A 13,218-nucleotide genomic window follows, 5' to 3' on the forward strand; every position below is an offset into this window, starting at 1 on the left:
GAAACGCCCGTTCCGCCGAGCCCGCAATAGCCATCAGGATTCTTGTGAAGGTATTGCTGATGGAAGTCCTCGGCATAAAAGAATTCCGGTGTCTCGGTGACTTCGGTTGTCACGTCGGCTTGACCTGCTTCTTTCAGTGCGGCGTTGTAGTCCTGACGCGACTGAACAGCCGCTTGCTGTTGTTCAGGCGTAAAGGTGTAGATCACGGACCTGTACTGGGTGCCGATGTCATTGCCCTGACGCATGCCCTGAGTCGGGTCGTGGTTTTCCCAAAACAGCTTCAAAAGCGCTGAATAGGACGTTACCGCAGGATCAAAGACGACCAACACCACTTCTGCATGGCCTGTCATGCCACTGCAAACTTCACGATAGGTCGGGTTCTTGGTGAAGCCACCAGCATAGCCAACAGCAGTGCTGTAAACGCCTTCAGCCTTCCAGAACAGGCGTTCCGCCCCCCAGAAACATCCCATGCCAAAGACGGCAATTTCCAGATGATCCGGGAAGGGGCCCTTCATCGGATGGCCTGTGACGATATTGGCATCGGCAACCGGCAGTGCTTCGTCGCGCCCCGGAAGCGCGGTGTCAGCGGTTGGCATTTTGGGTTTGTCTGATTTCAGCACGGAGAACATGTCTTAATTTCCCGAAGAAGAATTTGCGTTCATGCCTGCAATGTACTCCAGAAGCGGACAATAGCAATTCCCGTCTTGATCAAATGTCTTTGAACATTCTTTTGGCGGCACCGCCAATCATGCTGATAATCCGCACCCAAAGTCCATGGAACTGCATGATGGAATGGCTTTGCACAGGTTCAAGCATTTGAAATCGACAGCTTTGATGCTGTTGGGGGCGTTCAGTTTGCTGGTCGGGCTTTTGTTCCTCCCATTGCCGCCACCATTTTTTGGCATGGTGTTTATTGTGCTTGGTATTCCATTGCTGGCAGCGGGATCAAAACGAACGCGGCGATTTATCCAGCATCTGCGCTGGCGGTATTACCGGCACAATACCAAGATCGAATATTTTTTGGGAAAGATGCCCGGGTTCGTTCGAAGACACGGTCGAAAAACCCGCCCGGATGGCTTGATGCGGTCTGAGAAGATGGCGGCATCCGCCCGACAGAGGTCTAAGGACTAACGCGTCGAACCAGACAATCCGTCCCGGCAGATTTCAAGCTGTTGCAAGCCTGCGTTGCCTCGCCAGAGGAAGCATACATTCCGGTTAGCAGGCGGAAGAACAGACCTTTGCCTTCAATCGCGATGCTGACGACTTCATGGTCTGCGGCCGCCAGCATGCCATGCGATGCGCTTTGGAACTTCGTCCATGCATCTTCCGCACGTCCGCGCGAACGATACGCTGCAAGCTGAACAGCGTAGTAGGGGGTATCACTTTGCGCGGTTTGGCTGGTCGCAGTTTCTGCTGGTGTCGAGTTTTCGGTTGATGGCACCATCGCGTTTTGTGTTGCCACCGGCTCTGTCGAGGTGATCGGAAGTTCGATCATGGGTGCTTCGGGTTTTGGGTCAACAATATCAAGTTCGCCCTGTTCGGTCGGGCGCGCGTTTGAGGTGACCATTGCACCCTTATGTTCTGTTGAGGCTGCGTCGCCGGCAATCGTCGGCGCAGCAATAACGGGAACCGGTGCCGCGGTTTGCACTGACTGACTGGGAATCGGCTCAGGGGCTGCAACCGGGGCAAGTTTCGAAACTGCCGTTTCCGTTCCACTGCTCGCCGGCCCATTGGTTAGCTCAGCTGCGGGGACGGGCGTCGCTGCAGGTGTCGCATTGGGTGCAGCGGTCTGTCGGTCAACCCGCGTCAGTCGCGCCGTGTTTTCACTGACTTCCATCTCCATCCGAACCACGGGACTGGTGGGGGCTTCGGGTTCTGCCTCTACCACGCCACCGGTTTCATAAAACCGGCGATCGCGTTCGACCTGCGGCGGATTGGGCAATTCTGGACCTGGCGCAACGGTGGCGGATGCGACAACGGCATCTATTTCTTTGGATCGCGCATATTCCGGAGATGACGCATCAAGCGTGACAAGGCGTCTTTGGGCAAGGCTGTTGATGCTGCCTGAAAGCCGCACACCTTGGCCGCAATCAAGATCGATCTTGGCGTCGGGCGGCGTCGCGGTCAGCCAAACATAAAGTTTGCGCGCACTTTCATAGTTGCCGTCCATGTCATAAGAAATCGCCTGAAGGAAGTTATCCGCAGGACTTCGATCAAGTGAAATCGGTTCGTATGTGGTGGAGCCATCCTTCGCCATTCCGGTGCCGGTGGAAGCCGTGTGGCCGAAAAACAAACCACAGGCGGCCCGGTTGAAGCTTGTTTTTTCCGCCGCAGGCAATTGTTCGTTCGATGGAGAACTTAGTTCTTGCGAGGCAGTGGATGAACCGAACCAAAGACCGGAAAAATCAGAAGTGCTGCAAGCAGTCAGGAGCGGCAGGAGAGCTGCGGCAGTTATTCTTCCCCAGTTGCGTCGAAGGGGAGTGTTTGTTGTCGCAAACCTGATTTTCACGCTTCACCTGATCATCGCTGTATTACAGAAAGTTATATCTTTCATCGCCAGCAAAGACAACTCCTGCTAATGCAACGATGATGATCAGCGGTCTTTGGAAATCAGGGAGATAGCAAATTCGACGGCAAGCGGTATCGACTTCGGAAGGGTGGCACGGCAGACAGGTAAAATCACCGCATGGCCAATGGAACCATGATCCCGATAAGCAGGATCAGCACGGTTACGGCGATGACGATATTTATGATGCCTTTTGTTGCCTTGTTTGCCGTTTCACGCGTCATGCCACGGCTTTGAGAAGATCGGCCGGAGGCACCCGTTGCACCGCCCGCGTTCTCGGATGTCAAAATCTTGATGACCTGCTTCTTTTCCTTGCGGGTATCTTGGTCGTACTTGTTTTCAACGATCCGTACTTCAGAATTGCCTTTGCTGCTGATCGCATCCTTGGCAGTCTTCAGGGCAGCGCTGTAGTCCGATACCGGCTCGAGCTCCATCAGGTTCCCGGTCTTGCGCAGGCAAACCACAGTATAACTTTTGCTAAGTGCCGCGTCGGCCATCTTTATTCCTGTTTTTTGTGTACAACTTTGACAGACATATGGCGTGTTAGTGCAAAAATAAGAACCTATTCTAAAGAATAGGTTCTCTTGACGGTCAAACGGGAGAGATCAGTTCGTAATGCTGCTGGCCAGCGTTTTGTACTCTTCGCAGTCCATGCCACAAAGCTGTTCCAATCGCGCAAGGTTTTCCTGAGCCATTTCAGGTTTCCCGGTCTGAAGGAAAAGTTCGCCCTGATACTCAAGAGCACCGACATGTTCAGGGTCAATCATCAGGGCGCGTTCATAGTTTTGCGCCGCACTGTCAAAGTCACCCATCTTGCGCTGGCTGTAGGCAAGGTAATTGTAAAGATCTGCATTTTCCGGATCTTCTTCGAGCATGGTTTCAATCTTATCAATCGCCATGTCGTACATGCCGGTATCAACAAGCTCCGTAACAGCAGAAAGGTCGGTGCCTTCCGAGCTCCAGCTATCCGAGCTGCCCATTGCAAAAGCGTTGCCTGCCAGAAGCGGGGTGGCAAGCATCATCATAACAGCACATGCCTTGATCATTTTTGGGGTTTCACCGTTACGGTCCATCGTCGTACCTTTCTGTGATCTGGTTTGGCATTAATACGTGTGTCGGGACGCGCTGAAAGTGTGATTTATCACAACTGAACGTTTTTCCTGTTCACTTGTTGGTGAGAATTATGGCTTTGAAAGGGCGGAATCTGTGGGGGTAATTGAAACTCTTGCGTTGGGAATGGGCGGGGCCTGGGCCAGTGGTGTAAACCTCTATGGCACAGTGGTTATTCTTGGTCTTCTGAACAATTTCGGGCTGCTTGATTTGCCGCCGGAGCTTCAGGTTCTGGGAAGCTGGTGGGTGCTGGCACTCGCCATGTTCCTTTATCTGATCGAATTCGTGGCCGACAAAATTCCGATCGTCGATAGCGTCTGGGATGCCAATCATACCTTCATCAGGATTCCTGCCGGTGCACTCCTTGCCGCAGGCGCCATGAGCGGCCTTGATACCGGCATGGGCGATGGCCTTCAAACAGCGATTGCCTTGCTGGTTGGCGGGACGGTCGCGGCTGGGAGCCACTTTACAAAGGCCGGCAGCCGCGCGGCAATCAATACATCGCCTGAACCGTTTAGTAACAGCATTGCCTCAGTCGCCGAGGATGTCGCCGTCTTTGGCGCACTTTACACGGTCGTTTTCCATCCGGTGGTTTTCTTTGTGTTGTTTGCCCTGTTCGTTCTGCTTCTGGTCTGGCTGGTACCAAAGATCTGGCGGTTTATCGGGCAGGTGTTTGGCAATGCGCGCCATCCGTCCGTGGCCTACGCCCAAACCCGTGCGCAACAAGCAAGCACCGGTACGGGGCTGCCAAAACTCAATCTATCCGGGGCAGGTGGATCAGCTTTGCCACCATCGGATAAACCGAAACTTCCACCCGAATAGGATGGCGTTGAGCCAAAAGAAAAGCCCGCAAGTGTATGACTTGCGGGCTTTATTGATTTTGTTTCTGACGCCGATCAGAAGTCGGTTTCGATCACGCGGTCGCGGATTTCGGCCGCCATTGCATCACCAAGTTCATCAATGCCAAACGTCTTCTGGTGCTTGAACCCAATGCGACGGACCGAAGCAGTTTTTTCTTCGGCTTCGCGTTTGCCAAGCGCAAGGATCATCGGGACCTTGGCGTGGCTGTGTTCACGGACCTTGTAGTTGATCTTCTCGTTACGGGTATCGAGCTCAACATTCAGGCCCTTGGCTTCAAGTGCTGCCTTCACTTCTTGGGCATAATCATCGGCATCATTGGTAATGGTGCAAACAACTGCATGAACCGGTGACAGCCACAGCGGCAAACGACCGGCATAGTTTTCGATCAGAATACCGATGAAGCGTTCAAGCGATCCAAGGATCGCACGGTGCAGCATGACCGGGCGGTGTTTTTCACCGTCTTCACCCATGTAGGATGCATCAAGACGTTCCGGCAGAACGAAGTCGGCCTGAAGCGTGCCGCACTGCCAGTCACGGCCGATGGCATCCCGAAGCACGAACTCAAGCTTCGGTCCATAGAACGCGCCTTCACCCGGATTGACTTCAAGTGCCAGACCCGCTTCCTCAGCTGCTTCGCGAAGGGCTGCCTCGGCCTTGTCCCAAATCTCATCAGAACCGGCACGCACTTCCGGACGATCCGAGAACTTCACAAGAATGTCGGTAAAGCCGAAATCCTTGTAGACCGATTTCAGAAGGTCACAGAAAATCTTGGTTTCGGAGACAATCTGGTCTTCAGTGCAGAAGATATGGGCGTCATCCTGAATGAACTGACGGACACGCATGATGCCATGCAGACCGCCAGACGGCTCATTGCGATGACAACAGCCAAATTCCGCCATACGCAGCGGCAGATCACGATATGACTTGCTGCCAAGGCGGAAGATCTGCACGTGACACGGGCAGTTCATCGGCTTAAGCGCCAGCACCTTCTCGGGATCATCTTCATCCGGGGTGGTGGTGAACATGTTCTCGCGGAACTTTTCCCAGTGACCGGATTTTTCCCAAAGCACGCGGTCGACCAACTGCGGCGTACGCACTTCCTGATACCCGGCGGCATCGAGACGATCACGGATATAGGTTTCGACCTTGCGATAAAGCTTCAGACCCTTGTCATGCCAGAAGACAGATCCCTGAGCCTCTTCCTGCATGTGGAACAGGTCCATCTCACGGCCAAGGCGACGGTGATCGCGCTTTTCAGCTTCTTCAAGCATGTGCAGATACGCATCCAGGTCTTCCTTGCTTTCCCAGCAGGTGCCATAGATACGCTGCAGCATCTCGTTATCCGAATTGCCACGCCAATAGGCACCGGCAACCTTCATCAGCTTGAAGGCCTTGCCAATCTTGCCGGTCGACGGTGCATGCGGACCACGGCACAGGTCGATGAAATCGCCCTGACGATAGCAGGTAATGGTCTCGGTTTCCGGAAGGTCGCGGATGATCTCGGCTTTGTATTTCTCACCCTTATCAAGGAAGAACTTGATCGCCTCGTTACGGTCCCAGACCTCACGCACGATCGGTTCGTTGCGTTCGATGATCTTGTGCATCTGCTTTTCGATCTTCACAAGATCGTCGGGCGTGAACGGCGTTTCGCGGGCGAAATCGTAATAGAAACCGTTCTCGATCGACGGGCCAATCGTGACCTGCGTATCGGGATAAAGTTCCTGGACGGCTTCGGCCATGACATGCGCACAATCGTGACGGATCAGCGGCAGAACTTCCGCATGGCCCTTGGTCACGATTTCGATAGTCGCGTCAGTGTCAATCTCGCGCGCGAGGTCGCGCACTTCACCGTTGACGATGATGGCAAAGGACTTCTTTGCCAGCGAAGAACTGATGCTTTTGGCGACATCGAAACCCGATACCGGGCCGTCAAATTCGCGCACGGCACCATCGGGAAGGGTCAGGGCAATCATGGTTGGCTCAACTCTGCTTTATCTGCGGGCATAATTCAGGAATGCACATATAGGACCCGCATGTTTACGCGGGGTAAATGCACAAGAAAAGGAATTTCAGGATGAGGTCAAGTTCGCTCTTTGAAAAAAGCGACTTTCGGGACAGCACGAACCGCCGCAACGCCAATCAGGCGTGCAGTGTTTTTGGCGGTATTCAACTTTTTGTCGGCAAAGCCGTGCATTGATACTATCCCGTAAGGTGAAGACTTAATATAACAGGACAAACTTGTTGAGCAAGACGCAAGCCTTTGCCAAAGGCAGGTTTTGTTCAACGCGTTATTACGGCGCCACCAACGCCATCGAAGGGAGCCCCAAATGTCGAGCCCGGAAGTTCGCCGGAACATCATGATTTTGAGTCTGTGCGTCGCGTTGTCTGCCAGCGCGATGTCGTTGATTTTCACCGTCGCCGCTGTGATCGGCTTTTCGCTGGCCAGTGACAAATCCCTTTCAACCCTGCCAGTCGCCTTCATGATGATTGCCATGATGGCGATGACGGCCCCGTCGGCGGTTGTCATGGCCAAGATGGGCCGAAAATTCGGGTTCTGGATGGGGGCGACCATTGCCATGATGGGTGCAGTGTCCGGTATGGGCGCTGTTTACTACGCCAATTTCTGGCTGCTTTGTGTGGCATGTGCCTGCATTGGTGCTGGCAATGCCATCGCTATGCAATACCGCTTTGCTGCCGCAGAAGCCGCACCGGCTGAATTTCGTGCGCGTGCGATTTCCTACACTATGCTGGGCGGGCTTGCCTCGGCCTTTATCGGGCCGAACCTGGCAAGCTTTGCGCGGGACTGGTTTGAGACGATCCCGTTTCTTGGCACTTTCGTTGCCCTGATCGGCTTGCAGTTTTTGCTGGTGATCGCCATTGGTCAGCTGCGCTTGCCCGACATGCGCGGGCACAAGCATCCTGAACCGGCACGCCCGTTATCAACCGTGATGGGGCAACCCGCCGTCATCGTTGCGATCATTGCCGGTGCGCTTGGCTATGCGGTCATGAGCTTTGTGATGACGGCGACACCGCTTGCGATCCTTGATTGCGATTACGCGTTCGGTGATGCCGCCTTTATCATTCAGTGGCATGTGGTGGGCATGTATGCACCCGGCTTCTTTACGGGGAACCTGATCAAGCGATTTGGCGCGCTTAAGGTTATTCAGGCCGGTGCAATCCTGAACTTTGCCTGTCTTGCGGTTGGTCTTGCCGGACAGGACCTGATCGGCAATTTTTGGGTGTCGCTTGTGTTACTCGGCGTTGGCTGGAACTTCATGTTTGTCGGTGCGACGACGTTCCTGACCGAAAACTACCGTCCGTCCGAACAGGCACGTGTGCAGGCGATCAATGAATTTTGCGTATTTGGCACGGTTGCGATTGCATCACTGTCGGCAGGCACGATCTATGCCGGGTCGGGATGGGGGACGCTGCTTTACAGTGCCGCTTTGCCGGTTGGTCTGGTGTTGCTGATCGTTGCGACCTTCGCGATCCGCCGCAAGGCACAAGCGGCCTGAAGGCAGGACGTTGATAGATAAAGGAAAGGGCCGCAGATGCGGCCCTTTCTCGTTGCTGTGCCGATCAGTGATGACCGCTCAGGATATCGAGCGCGTGCGATCGGAATTCCCGATTATAGAGAACCAGCGTCACCCAGGTCGCACAAACAATGAAGGCAAGCGGATGATAGAACCAGCCCAATGCCGACAGCGCAAAGAAATAGGCGCGAATTCCGCGGTTGAAGTTGTGGGCAGACATCATGCTCATACGTGATGCCCGTGCCGCCGCGCGGGCCGCATCTGGCGCGTCGACTTCCGGTGCGGCACCGATCAGGATGGAGCAATAGTTGGATAGCCGAAACGCCCAAGTGAATTTGAAGAAGGCATAAATAAAGATCACGATCAGCAACACCACCTTGCACTCCCACACAGCCGGCGTGGTGACAGCGGCAAAGGGCAGGGCCGAGACAGTTTCAATCGCCTTGTCGGTATAACCCAGCAGCGCCATCAGGCCGATCAGGACCAGAATGGTGGTCGAGGAAAAGAAACTGATGCCGGTGATCAGGTTGCTGGCGATTGATGTATCAACCATCCGGATATCGCGTTTGAGCATCTGTTCCATCCAGCGATGGCGATTGCGTGCCATATGTGCCGAGATGGAGTTGCGGCGCCGTGAACTGGCATCGGCAAAAATCGTATAACCAACCCACCAGGCAAACGCCCAACAAATTGCGACAACATCAAGAAGCGTGAAGGTGGGCATAACGGGTTCCATTCAAAGCCGTTCCATCAGATTTCTAATCCTAGTGACAATGCGCTATCGTTCGCAATATTGTTTGGCATGCAATGTGATGGATGCATAGCAGATGGTCATGTCACCAGTCCGGGTTGAGTTTTCCCCCAATCCAGAGTATCAGCAGCGCAAATTTTGATTGGAGAGCGACATGAGCGATCTTGAAAACGATCTTGGCGATGACATCGACTTCGAAGAATTCGAAGCCCATACCGAAAAGCTGCTGGAAGACGGTCGCACCAAAGACGACCTGTTCGAGTTCATAGGTTTCATGAACATCAACGAAGTCGGCACGCACATGATCGCGGCCGAAATGGTGCTTGATGAAGATGCCATCGACCAGATGAGCAAAAACCTGCGCAAACTTGAAATCGATCTTTCACCGTTGGGCGAGCTTACTGGCGGACTTAAGGGTGGCGAAGACGTCAAACGCGCCCTCGGTGCCCTGTTCCTGGAGCTGGTCGAGCTTTGCGAAATTGATGAAGATGACGAAGACGCGGGCGAGCTTTCAGAGGAAGCGTTGCTGCTGTTGAACTTCATCAAACGCTTCAATCCGCAGATGCGCCGCCTGACCGTTGCGCTGACCGACACCGATGACGACGATGTGTCCTGCGAATATGAAGTGACCAACTGGTAAGCCAAGGCTTGCCGTTCGGGCAAAAATTAATGTAGCTAAAGGCAGGGCATCGTTCCCTGCCTTTTTCTGTTTCGGAGCCACCACCGTGACTGCCTTGCGATCGACTGCTGCTGCCCAACGTCTTCAATCCTATCAGGACCGCTTTGCAAATGGCGAGGAGCCGATGCCAGAAGCCGCAAACCTGCGTGCCTGGATCGATGAGAACCGCGATGTTTTTCACTCGGTCATGGAATGTGACCTCAAAACATGCGCGAAGATCGTTTACGATTTTTCTTCAAACGGCGATGTGGTGATTGGTGGCGAAAGCGATCCAGCACGCCAGACCGAAATCATGTGGCAGCAACTGGCCGATGCCAATGCCCCGGTCGGCATTGGGCGTTATCGCGAAGACCGGATTTGTTATCAGTCCGAACAGTTCAAAAATGATGGCGAGGCCCGCAGTCAGCACCTTGGCATTGATCTGTTCGCACCGGCATATACGCCGGTATTTGCGCCATTGGACGGTGTTGTGCATAGCTTCGCCGATAACAACCTGCATCTGGATTATGGGCCGACCATTATCTTGCAGCATGAACCGGCCGAGGGCATCCGGTTCTATACGCTCTATGGTCATCTCAGCCGCGAATCCCTGGACGGGCTTTATAAGGGCAAGGAAATCAACGCCGGTGAACTTCTGTGTCGGTTTGGCGATTTCCCGATCAATGGCGACTGGATCCCGCATCTGCATTTCCAGATCATCTTTGACATGCTGGGGCGAGAAGGGGACTTCTTTGGTGCCGCCAAGCCGTCAGAATGGGACATCTGGGAAAGTATCTGCCCAAACCCGAACCTGATCCTGCAAATGCCCGAAAACGTGACCGCGTCACGGGGGGGGTATAGATGCAACCGCGTCTGAAAGCCGGGTTATGGGTGCGCGCGCAGATCGCTATTTGCCAGTCGAACCTGATTACGGCGATGGTTGCCCACAAGGGAAACGAAGATGCCGGCGCCGTGCTTGTGAAGCTCAACCGGTTTGATGCAGGGTGCTTTGTCTATTCACGGGTGACGACACTTGATGGGGAGCTGGGCTGGATGCTGGTGGCCGGTGGCCCGGATGGGGGCCGCGAAACCGAGTTTGCCTGCGATGAATATTGGCGCAAGCAAATTGGCTATGATCCGGATGTCTGGGTGCTGGAAATCGAAGATCACAAGGGGCAATACGAACTTGATGCCCCGATTGTCGATTTCTGACAGGCGCGTCTGAAAAAGAAAAAGGCTGGCAATCAAATGCCAGCCTTTACGGTTCGCATGACGCGCAAGCGATTGCTTATGCGGTGCGCTGCAGCAGGTGGTAACCGAAATCGGTCTCAACCACGTCAGACGTCGAACCGACTTCCATGCTGAACGCAGCGGCATCGAATTCCGGAACCATCATGCCACGGCCAAAGAAGCCAAGGTCGCCGCCCTGCTGGCCGGACGGGCAATCGGAATTGGCTTTTGCCAGTTCTGCGAAATCGGAACCGTTTGCGATCTGGTCTTTCAGCGCGTTGATTTCGGTCAGGGCTTCGTCTTTGGTGCGGGTGGCGGTCGAACGTGCCGAACCGGCATACATCAGAAGAATGTGCGATGCGCGAACTTGTTCACTCATAATGGGTCCTTTCATCCGTCAAAACTTGCAACCGACGGATTTTCTGCAAGATTAGAAGTTTATGGATAACGCTAAGGGTCCAAATCTATGTACAGCCGTATACTCCTGTACATAGGGTTGGACCCTAGACATTGCCCATGCCTTGTGGCTTGTTACGACAAATCGAACCGAGATGAAAGAGAAGAGGCAGATTGATGCTTGCTGTTGTGTCCCCGGCCAAGAAGCTGGATTTCGAAACAGACGTTCCGGAAATGTCTGTTTCTCAACCCGCATTTCTGGACGACACCGAACAACTTGTTGATGTCGCGCGCAAAAAAAGCCGCAGCGATCTCATGAAGCTCATGGGCATCAGCGAAAACCTTGCCGATCTGAACTATCAGCGTTTTCAGCATTTTTCGCGTCCTTTTGATCGCACCAATGCCAAACCGGCGATCTTTGCATTCCGCGGTGATACCTATGTCGGCCTTGATGCCGATACCATGAAGGCCGAAGACATCGACTGGGCAGAGGATCATTTTCGGATGCTCTCGGGCCTTTATGGCCTTCTGAAGCCGCGTGATCTGATGCAGCCATATCGTCTTGAAATGGGAACGCGCCTTTCGAACCCACGGGGCAAGGACCTTTACGCGTTCTGGGATGATAAGCTTTCAAAAGAAATCAACGCGATTACCAAAGGCCATAAGGACCGTAGTCTGATCAATCTCGCCTCGAACGAGTATTTCAAATCGATCAAGACCAAGGTCCTTGATGGCCCGGTAATTACGCCTGTGTTTAAGGAAGTGAAGGGCGGTACGGCCAAGGTTGTCGGCTTCTCTGCGAAACGTGCGCGTGGCATGATGGCACGCTATATGATTGACAATCGTCTCGAAGACCCGCAAGAGCTCAAGAAGTTTAATGTTGATGGCTATCGCTATCAGGATGACCTCTCGACCGAGACAGAGTGGGTCTTCACGCGTATTCACGATCAGTAACACCAACTATTCCGGTGAAACCATATGACCGACGAGCATCTTGAACAGCTCGAGGATGAGAATGTCTTACCAGAGGCGCATCCGTTTTCTGGCTATCTGCGCACGTTTTTCCGTGGGCCGGGCCGTTCGCGCAGTCTGACCCGCGAGGAGGCATTTGATGCGTTCTCGATGATCCTGCGCGACGAGGTCGAACCGATCCAGCTTGGCGCATTCCTTTTGATGCTGCGCTACCGTGCTGAAACGCCCGAAGAACTGGCTGGCATGATCGAAGCTGTGCGCAAGGCCGCGCGCCTTGAACCGGATGAAGACAGCAAAGATGACGCGCTTATGCGTCCTGCGCTGGATTGGCCATCCTATGCGGCCGGTCGGACCCGTGGTCTGCCCTGGTTTGTGCTGTCGGCGCTTCTGCTGTCACAGAATAATGTTCCGGTGCTGATGCATGGCTACAACTCGCATCTGGTCAACGGGATCAGCACAGAAGTTGCCATCAAGGCGTTGAAACTTCCGATTGCCATGTCTGCAGAAGAAGCGCGTTCTGATATCGCATCGAAGGGCTTTGCATATCTGCCGCTACGTCACATGCATCCCAAGCTGCAAGAGCTGATCGGATTGCGTCCGCTTCTTGGATTGCGTAGTCCGGTCAACACGTTACTGCGTTTGCTTAATCCGTTGCATGCGCGTGCAGCCTTCCTTGGTGTGTTTCATCCGGCGTTTCTTGATGTCCATCGTGAAACCGGCAAGCTTTTGGAACTTCCACGCATCGGTGTGATCAAGGGCGGTGGCGGCGAAGCCGAAAGAACACCCTATAAGCATGTCGATCTGCGCATGCTTGATAATGGTGAGCTGAATGATGTTCGCTGGCCCGCATTGCTATCAAAAACCGAAAAGGATGGCGAAGACCAAAGCCCTGTGTCGCTAAAGCACTTCCTGGCTGTCTGGCGTGGCGAGGTAGAAGATATTCCTGCCGAAGCCAAGATCAAGGGCAGTGCTGCCATGGCAGCCTTCCTTGCCGGCAAGGCGGATTACATGGATGAGGCAGAAAGCCTTGTGCAGGGCTGGTGGGATAATCGCGACCGTGATGTTGGCTGATGTTCCGTGATCAAGTGAGATCGAATAAAAGGGACGGGAAACCGTCCCTCAGACTGCTGACGAACCCTGT

Annotated in this window: 16 protein-coding genes; 9 read left to right on the forward strand and 7 right to left on the reverse strand. The window is 53.9% G+C overall.

What is annotated here, in order from left to right:
• Positions 1–629: peptide-methionine (S)-S-oxide reductase MsrA (gene msrA / locus B3Z49_RS21060; RefSeq protein WP_296994588.1), on the reverse strand; the 629-nt coding region annotated here is incomplete at its 3' end.
• Between the two features lie 145 nt (positions 630–774).
• Here msrA and B3Z49_RS21065 point away from each other — a divergent pair.
• A complete protein-coding gene (locus tag B3Z49_RS21065; RefSeq protein ID WP_296994591.1) occupies positions 775–1,131 on the forward strand; it encodes a hypothetical protein in 357 nt (118 codons plus the stop codon).
• Here B3Z49_RS21065 and B3Z49_RS21070 read toward each other — a convergent pair.
• Positions 1,121–2,170 carry an SPOR domain-containing protein gene (locus B3Z49_RS21070; protein ID WP_296994594.1) on the reverse strand — a complete coding sequence of 350 codons (1,050 nt, stop codon included), beginning with the start codon at positions 2,168–2,170 and terminating at the stop codon, positions 1,121–1,123. The genes B3Z49_RS21065 and B3Z49_RS21070 overlap by 11 nt on opposite strands.
• A 64-nt stretch (positions 2,171–2,234) precedes the next feature.
• On the opposite strand from B3Z49_RS21070, the gene B3Z49_RS21075 reads away from it, so the two are divergent.
• A complete protein-coding gene (locus B3Z49_RS21075; protein WP_296994597.1) occupies positions 2,235–2,579 on the forward strand; it encodes a hypothetical protein in 345 nt (114 codons plus the stop codon).
• A 100-nt stretch (positions 2,580–2,679) separates the two neighbouring features.
• On the opposite strand, the gene B3Z49_RS21080 is transcribed toward B3Z49_RS21075, so the two are convergent.
• Entirely contained in the window at positions 2,680–3,063 is a 384-nt protein-coding gene (locus B3Z49_RS21080; RefSeq protein WP_296994600.1) for a hypothetical protein, read from the reverse strand.
• 108 nt (positions 3,064–3,171) lie between these two features.
• Positions 3,172–3,639 (reverse strand): tetratricopeptide repeat protein, encoded by a 468-nt coding sequence (locus B3Z49_RS21085; RefSeq protein WP_063089694.1) that lies wholly within the window; start codon positions 3,637–3,639, stop codon positions 3,172–3,174.
• Positions 3,640–3,772: 133 nt separating this feature from the next.
• On the opposite strand from B3Z49_RS21085, the gene B3Z49_RS21090 reads away from it, so the two are divergent.
• The gene (locus B3Z49_RS21090) at positions 3,773–4,498 is read left to right on the forward strand and encodes a DUF4126 domain-containing protein (protein WP_296994605.1); all 726 of its coding nucleotides are present in this window, start codon (positions 3,773–3,775) and stop codon (positions 4,496–4,498) included.
• Between the two features lie 74 nt (positions 4,499–4,572).
• Here B3Z49_RS21090 and thrS read toward each other — a convergent pair whose 3' ends face one another.
• On the reverse strand, positions 4,573–6,510 hold the full coding sequence (gene thrS, locus B3Z49_RS21095; protein ID WP_296994608.1) for a threonine--tRNA ligase: 1,938 nt from the start codon (positions 6,508–6,510) through the stop codon (positions 4,573–4,575).
• A gap of 354 nt (positions 6,511–6,864) precedes the next feature.
• Between thrS and B3Z49_RS21100 the strand changes: the two genes are divergently transcribed.
• Positions 6,865–8,052, forward strand: coding sequence for an MFS transporter (locus B3Z49_RS21100; protein WP_064789665.1), 1,188 nt, complete (start codon positions 6,865–6,867; stop codon positions 8,050–8,052).
• 64 nt (positions 8,053–8,116) lie between these two features.
• Here the strand turns inward: B3Z49_RS21100 and B3Z49_RS21105 are convergent, their stop codons facing one another.
• The gene (locus tag B3Z49_RS21105) at positions 8,117–8,806 is read right to left on the reverse strand and encodes a DUF599 domain-containing protein (protein ID WP_296994613.1); all 690 of its coding nucleotides are present in this window, start codon (positions 8,804–8,806) and stop codon (positions 8,117–8,119) included.
• A gap of 169 nt (positions 8,807–8,975) precedes the next feature.
• Between B3Z49_RS21105 and B3Z49_RS21110 the strand changes: the two genes are divergently transcribed.
• The 3 genes from B3Z49_RS21110 to B3Z49_RS21120 all read left to right on the forward strand — a co-directional run bounded on the left by B3Z49_RS21110 (position 8,976) and on the right by B3Z49_RS21120 (position 10,691).
• Positions 8,976–9,461, forward strand: coding sequence for a hypothetical protein (locus tag B3Z49_RS21110; RefSeq protein ID WP_008890721.1), 486 nt, complete (start codon positions 8,976–8,978; stop codon positions 9,459–9,461).
• 85 nt (positions 9,462–9,546) lie between these two features.
• Positions 9,547–10,356 carry a peptidoglycan DD-metalloendopeptidase family protein gene (locus B3Z49_RS21115; RefSeq protein WP_296994615.1) on the forward strand — a complete coding sequence of 270 codons (810 nt, stop codon included), beginning with the start codon at positions 9,547–9,549 and terminating at the stop codon, positions 10,354–10,356.
• Entirely contained in the window at positions 10,341–10,691 is a 351-nt protein-coding gene (locus B3Z49_RS21120; protein ID WP_296994618.1) for a DUF1491 family protein, read from the forward strand. Before B3Z49_RS21115 ends, B3Z49_RS21120 begins: the two co-directional genes overlap by 16 nt.
• Positions 10,692–10,767: 76 nt before the next feature.
• Here the strand turns inward: B3Z49_RS21120 and B3Z49_RS21125 are convergent, their stop codons facing one another.
• The gene (locus B3Z49_RS21125) at positions 10,768–11,088 is read right to left on the reverse strand and encodes a peptidylprolyl isomerase (RefSeq protein ID WP_063089685.1); all 321 of its coding nucleotides are present in this window, start codon (positions 11,086–11,088) and stop codon (positions 10,768–10,770) included.
• Positions 11,089–11,282: 194 nt separating this feature from the next.
• On the opposite strand from B3Z49_RS21125, the gene yaaA reads away from it, so the two are divergent.
• Positions 11,283–12,059: a peroxide stress protein YaaA gene (gene yaaA, locus B3Z49_RS21130; protein WP_296994620.1), complete on the forward strand. Its 777-nt coding sequence runs from the start codon at positions 11,283–11,285 to the stop codon at positions 12,057–12,059.
• A 24-nt stretch (positions 12,060–12,083) separates the two neighbouring features.
• Positions 12,084–13,148, forward strand: a complete 1,065-nt coding sequence (locus tag B3Z49_RS21135) for a glycosyl transferase family protein (RefSeq protein WP_008890716.1) — start codon at positions 12,084–12,086, stop codon at positions 13,146–13,148.
• The last annotated feature ends 70 nt before the right edge of the window (positions 13,149–13,218 follow it).

This window comes from Thalassospira sp. UBA1131 (genome assembly GCF_002311515.1).
Lineage (GTDB): Bacteria > Pseudomonadota > Alphaproteobacteria > Rhodospirillales > Thalassospiraceae > Thalassospira.

Excerpts from the sequence above, each read along its gene's own strand:
- B3Z49_RS21065 (WP_296994591.1), top strand. The coding sequence starts at position 775 with ATGGAACTGCATGATGGAATGGCTTTGCACAGGTTCAAGCATTTGAAA.
- B3Z49_RS21070 (WP_296994594.1), bottom strand. The coding sequence starts at position 2,170 with ATGGACGGCAACTATGAAAGTGCGCGCAAACTTTATGTTTGGCTGACC.
- B3Z49_RS21080 (WP_296994600.1), bottom strand. The coding sequence starts at position 3,063 with ATGGCCGACGCGGCACTTAGCAAAAGTTATACTGTGGTTTGCCTGCGC.
- B3Z49_RS21085 (WP_063089694.1), bottom strand. The coding sequence starts at position 3,639 with ATGGACCGTAACGGTGAAACCCCAAAAATGATCAAGGCATGTGCTGTT.
- thrS (WP_296994608.1), bottom strand. The coding sequence starts at position 6,510 with ATGATTGCCCTGACCCTTCCCGATGGTGCCGTGCGCGAATTTGACGGC.
- B3Z49_RS21100 (WP_064789665.1), top strand. The coding sequence starts at position 6,865 with ATGTCGAGCCCGGAAGTTCGCCGGAACATCATGATTTTGAGTCTGTGC.
- B3Z49_RS21105 (WP_296994613.1), bottom strand. The coding sequence starts at position 8,806 with ATGGAACCCGTTATGCCCACCTTCACGCTTCTTGATGTTGTCGCAATT.
- B3Z49_RS21110 (WP_008890721.1), top strand. The coding sequence starts at position 8,976 with ATGAGCGATCTTGAAAACGATCTTGGCGATGACATCGACTTCGAAGAA.
- B3Z49_RS21120 (WP_296994618.1), top strand. The coding sequence starts at position 10,341 with ATGCAACCGCGTCTGAAAGCCGGGTTATGGGTGCGCGCGCAGATCGCT.
- B3Z49_RS21125 (WP_063089685.1), bottom strand. The coding sequence starts at position 11,088 with ATGAGTGAACAAGTTCGCGCATCGCACATTCTTCTGATGTATGCCGGT.
- yaaA (WP_296994620.1), top strand. The coding sequence starts at position 11,283 with ATGCTTGCTGTTGTGTCCCCGGCCAAGAAGCTGGATTTCGAAACAGAC.
- B3Z49_RS21135 (WP_008890716.1), top strand. The coding sequence starts at position 12,084 with ATGACCGACGAGCATCTTGAACAGCTCGAGGATGAGAATGTCTTACCA.